Source organism: Micromonospora sp. ATA51, assembly GCF_016802855.1.
GTDB classification, from domain to species: Bacteria; Actinomycetota; Actinomycetes; order Mycobacteriales; family Micromonosporaceae; genus Micromonospora; species Micromonospora sicca.
Window position 1 is genome coordinate 1 of sequence record NZ_JAEVHJ010000448.1, and the last position, 4,132, is coordinate 4,132.

Here is a 4,132-nt window from a genome sequence, read left to right on the forward strand (position 1 = left end):
CCCGTCGCCGGTCGCCCCGGCCGCCGCCAGCGGTACGCCGATCTCCGCGCCGCCCGCGCGCCCCGCACCCGTGCCGCCGATGCCGCACCGGGTGGACGCGCCGACCAACCGTCCGGTCTCCGCGCCGCCCCCGCCGCCGCCCGGCATCACCCCGATCCCCCCGGCGCAGCGCGGCAACATTCCCCCGGCCGAAGCCGGCGAGCCGTTCCGGCCCACGCTGACCACCGCCGCGATCAACAGCGCCCGCGCCGAACGGCAACGGACCATCATCCCGCCGCGCCCCAAGACCACCCCGGAGCCGGCGCCGCCCACCGGCGGCTTCAGCGCGACCGACCTGAGCGTCCCGGTGCCCACGCCCCGTCCCGGCCAGGAGTCCGCTCCCCCGGGGTCCCGGGCCAACTGGCCGCTGGTCAACAACGGCGACGAGCTCGCCGACGGCCCCGCCGAGTCGCCGGCCGCCTACTCGTACGGCGACCGGGACGCGCGGAAGGTCGACGCGCCGACGGACCCGGGCAAGAGTCGGGTCACCCCGCCCTGGCTCGCCGACGACCTGCCCCAGGAGCCCCCGATGCTGCGGCTGGTCGAGCCACCGCCGCTGGCCGACCGGGCGCTGCGGGACAGCCTGAACCCGCCGACCGACCCCGGGCTGGACGCCCGGCCGCTGCGGCTGGTGGAGCGGGCAGCGGCGGAGCGGGCCGAGGCGGAGCGCGCCGGCCGGTCCGGTCCCCGTGCCGATCTTCCCGAACCGCTCGAGCGGCGGCCCGCGCCGAAGGAGCACCGGCCCCCGCCGGTCTCCGACGAGGGCGACGGCGACCTGCTCATCTTCGCCCAGGCGAAGTCCGCCTGGTTCGTCGGCCACACCGAAGAAGAGTCCGATCTGGACTGGTCGACAACCGCGGACACCGGGTGGCAGGCCGCCGAGCAGGCGGCCCGCCCGGCGGTGGGCGCCGAGACGACGGCGGGCCTGCCGAAGCGGGTCCCCCAGGCCAACCTGGTTCCCGGCTCGCCGCTGCGCGACGAGCGTCCACTGCGGATCATCCGGAACGCGGCGAGCCTCGCCGAGAACACCACCGGTTACTTCCGCGGCTGGCGGCGCGGCCAGGAGATCGGCGGGTTCGCGGTGGGCGGCCGCCCCGGCCGGGAGTCGGCCGGCGGCTGGGACTTCAGCCGCGACACGGGCGACCGTGACGACGACCGGGAGTACGAGTACCGCTCCGCCGGCTACCGGTCCTGACCGGGGTTCCACCGCCCGCCACCTGCGTGTTCCTGCCCACACCCGGCTAGTTCGACGCCGGGGTCGAGGCGGCTGGGAGCATACCGGCGGAACTGCCGGCGGCGGGTGTCGCGGGGCGGGAAGGCGACTCCAATGGCGACACCGGCAACCGATTCCGCCGTGCTGACCCGTCGGGGCGTCCTCGCCGCGCTCGACGCTGACCAACACCACCATCGCGGCGCTCGCCCGCCGGGACTTCACCTTCCGCGACCTCCAGCGGCACGGCAACTTCAGCGGCTTCGCCCCGTACGGCTCGGAGGCGCTGCAACTGCTCGCCACCGCGGCCCCGTTGGCGAGCAGCGTCGACCGTGGACGGCTGCGCGCGTACCTGCAAACCGAGGGCATCGCCGGTGGGTACGCCTTCGCGCCGATCCGGCGCGGGGGCATGGAGCGGGACTCCCTCGGCCTCTACGTGGTCACCCAGGGCACCTGGACGCCGTACGCCTGACCGCCGGCGCGGCCCGCTCCCCATCGAGGGAGGGCGGGCCGCCACCGGCGGACAGCGAGAAGCGCCCGGTGACCGCCGAGGCTGTCACCGGGCGCGTCCTGACGCCGGTCAGGCGGGCGCGACCGCCCGCGAGCGACGCATGGACAGCACATACTCGACCAGCGAGATCAGCACGTGCTTGGTCGACTCCCGGTTCCGGGCGTCACAGGCCACCACGGGCACGTCGCTGGAGATGGCCAGCGCGTCCCGGACGTCCTGCGGGTCGTGGTACTGCATGCCGTCGAAGCAGTTGATGGCCACCAGGTACGGCAGCCGCCGGTGCTCGAAGAAGTCGATCGCGGCGAAGCAGTCGGCCAGCCGGCGGGTGTCCACCAGCACCACGGCGCCGATGGCGCCGCGGACCAGCTCGTCCCACATGAACCAGAACCGCGTCTGACCCGGCGTACCGAACAGGTACAGGATCAGATCCCGGTCGATCGAGATACGACCGAAGTCCATCGCCACCGTGGTCGTCGTCTTGCCCGGCACCTGCCGGGTGTCGTCGACGCCCACGCCGGCGGAGGTCATGATCGCTTCGGTGGTCAGCGGCGTGATCTCCGAGACCGAGCCGACCAGCGTCGTCTTGCCGACGCCGAATCCACCGGCGATAACGATCTTCGCCGACGTCACGCGCCCGCTCGGGGCCGGCGGCCGGTGCGACATGTCAGAGCCTGCGAAGTCCACTCAGCACCCTCTCCAGCAGTTCAGTGCCCACCGCGTCGTCAGAGTCGTCCAAAATGGTCGGCTCGTGGACCGCGACCAGGCCGTCCGTCGCCATGTCGGCGATGAGCACCCGGGCCACGCCGAGCGGAAGTTGCATCCGCGCCGCGATCTCGGCAAGCGATTGCACGCGTCCGTCACACAGCGCGGCGATGTACTGGTGCTCACGACCCTGGCCGCCATTACCACTGGCAGCGGCCCGGCCGCGCACCGTCGTCTCGACGAGCGCCTCCAGCGCGATGTCGAGCCGGGGACGGGTACGACCGCGGGTCACGGCGTATGGACGGACCAATGCTCCGGTCGGTTCGTCACGATCGGCCATGTCGCCGCTCACCTCCTTCGCACCCGTCACCGGCTCTCGCCCGGTGGTTCCCGTCGTTGTTCTCGTGTCGTTCCTGCCGTGCCGACCAGCTGGTCAGCTCGGTCAGCCCATCATCCCGACAGCAGTACGAGGCGCCGGGGTCAACGCGTCGCCCACCCGGTCGACGAGCAGCGCCATCTCGTACCCGACCTGCCCGACGTCGCAACTGCGCGCGGCCAGGACCGCGAACGACGAGCCGTCCGAGATGGACATCAGGAACAGGAAGCCGTTGTCCATCTCCACGACCGTCTGCAGCACCGCCCCGCCCTCGAAGCAGCGGGCGGCGCCCTGGGTCAGGCTGACCAGTCCGGACGAGATCGCGGCGAGTTGGTCCGCCCGGTCCCGCGGAAGGTCACGAGACGACGCGAGGAGCAGGCCGTCGGCGGAGACGGCGACCGCGTGCGCGACACCGGGCACCCGGTCGGCGAAGTTGGCCAGTAGCCATCCGAGATCCTGCGTAGTTGTCATCCTTGTTGCTCCTTCTGCCCGCTCCCGGCCACCGGCCCAGAGCCAGACTGCGAGGACTGCTGCCCGCCCGGGGTCGCCTCCGGGCCGGTCGAGTTGCTGTCGGTCGGGTTGTTACGCCCCCGCTGCACGCCCCGATGGTAGGCCGAGAGCAGACCCCGTACGCCTTCCGGCGTGCGGCGCTGCACCGAGGCCGACGGCTTCTCCACGCCGCCCGGGACCAGCTGCGCCATCGGCTTCCGCTTCGGCAGCCCCTTCTGGGTGGTCTCCGCCACCGGCACCTCGGTGGCCGCCGAGGCGGCCCGCCAGCCGTCGTCGGCCGCGGTCTGCCAGCCACCGGCCGGCGGCTGCTGCTGCGGCCGCCGGTTCGGCAGCGCCTCGGCGGGAGCGGGGCGGGCCCCACCGTTCGTGGCCGTCCCGTTGTCGCGCGGCGCTCCACCGGCTGTCGGAGTGTGTGCCATCGGTGCGTTACCTGTCGTCCCGGGTGGTGTCTGCTGCACGGCCCGACCGGCGGCGTCGACCTTGGCGAACTGCTGGGTCGCGGCGCCGTTCGCCGGGGCGGCCGGCGCGGTGCCCGCCTCCTCCGGCCCGGGCCGGCGAGTGCGGAACCAGGCCGACTCGAGCTCCCGGAAGATCGGCAGCTCCATCGTCTCGTCCGCGTACCGCTGGCGGTTCGCGGACTGCTGCGGCGTCGTCGGCCGGTTCGCAGCCGGCGGCCGGTTGACGGCCGGCGGCATGGCGGCCGGCGGAGCGGCCTCCGGGCGCGGCACCCGGGGCAGCTCGGTGGTCATGTCCAGGGCGGCGGCGAGCCGCTCCGGCACCGGCG

The 4,132-nt window shown here is 73.9% G+C and carries 4 protein-coding genes and 2 pseudogenes; 2 read left to right on the forward strand and 4 right to left on the reverse strand.

The window, feature by feature from the left end; all coding sequences use genetic code 11:
• Together JNW87_RS35595 and JNW87_RS35600 are read left to right on the forward strand one after the other, a co-directional pair.
• Nucleotides 1–1,234, forward strand: a pseudogene (locus JNW87_RS35595) (transposase); the annotation flags it as partial.
• A 328-nt stretch (nucleotides 1,235–1,562) separates the two neighbouring features.
• Nucleotides 1,563–1,721: a hypothetical protein gene (locus tag JNW87_RS35600; RefSeq protein ID WP_161557981.1), complete on the forward strand. Its 159-nt coding sequence runs from the start codon at nucleotides 1,563–1,565 to the stop codon at nucleotides 1,719–1,721.
• Between the two features lie 108 nt (nucleotides 1,722–1,829).
• Here the strand turns inward: JNW87_RS35600 and JNW87_RS35605 are convergent, their stop codons facing one another.
• The 4 genes and pseudogenes from JNW87_RS35605 to JNW87_RS35620 form a co-directional block, all read right to left on the reverse strand.
• A complete protein-coding gene (locus JNW87_RS35605) occupies nucleotides 1,830–2,423 on the reverse strand; it encodes an ATP/GTP-binding protein (protein WP_109804785.1) in 594 nt (197 codons plus the stop codon).
• A gap of 1 nt (nucleotide 2,424) precedes the next feature.
• Nucleotides 2,425–2,802: a DUF742 domain-containing protein gene (locus JNW87_RS35610; RefSeq protein ID WP_088973509.1), complete on the reverse strand. Its 378-nt coding sequence runs from the start codon at nucleotides 2,800–2,802 to the stop codon at nucleotides 2,425–2,427.
• Nucleotides 2,803–2,904: 102 nt separating this feature from the next.
• Nucleotides 2,905–3,309, reverse strand: a complete 405-nt coding sequence (locus tag JNW87_RS35615; protein ID WP_109804784.1) for a roadblock/LC7 domain-containing protein — start codon at nucleotides 3,307–3,309, stop codon at nucleotides 2,905–2,907.
• Nucleotides 3,306–4,132, reverse strand: a pseudogene (locus JNW87_RS35620) (ATPase); the annotation flags it as partial. The gene JNW87_RS35615 and the pseudogene JNW87_RS35620, both read right to left, overlap by 4 nt.

Bases quoted from the DNA above. Each gene is read 5' to 3' on its own strand.
- JNW87_RS35605 (WP_109804785.1), bottom strand. From the start codon at position 2,423: ATGTCGCACCGGCCGCCGGCCCCGAGCGGGCGCGTGACGTCGGCGAAG.
- JNW87_RS35610 (WP_088973509.1), bottom strand. From the start codon at position 2,802: ATGGCCGATCGTGACGAACCGACCGGAGCATTGGTCCGTCCATACGCC.
- JNW87_RS35615 (WP_109804784.1), bottom strand. From the start codon at position 3,309: ATGACAACTACGCAGGATCTCGGATGGCTACTGGCCAACTTCGCCGAC.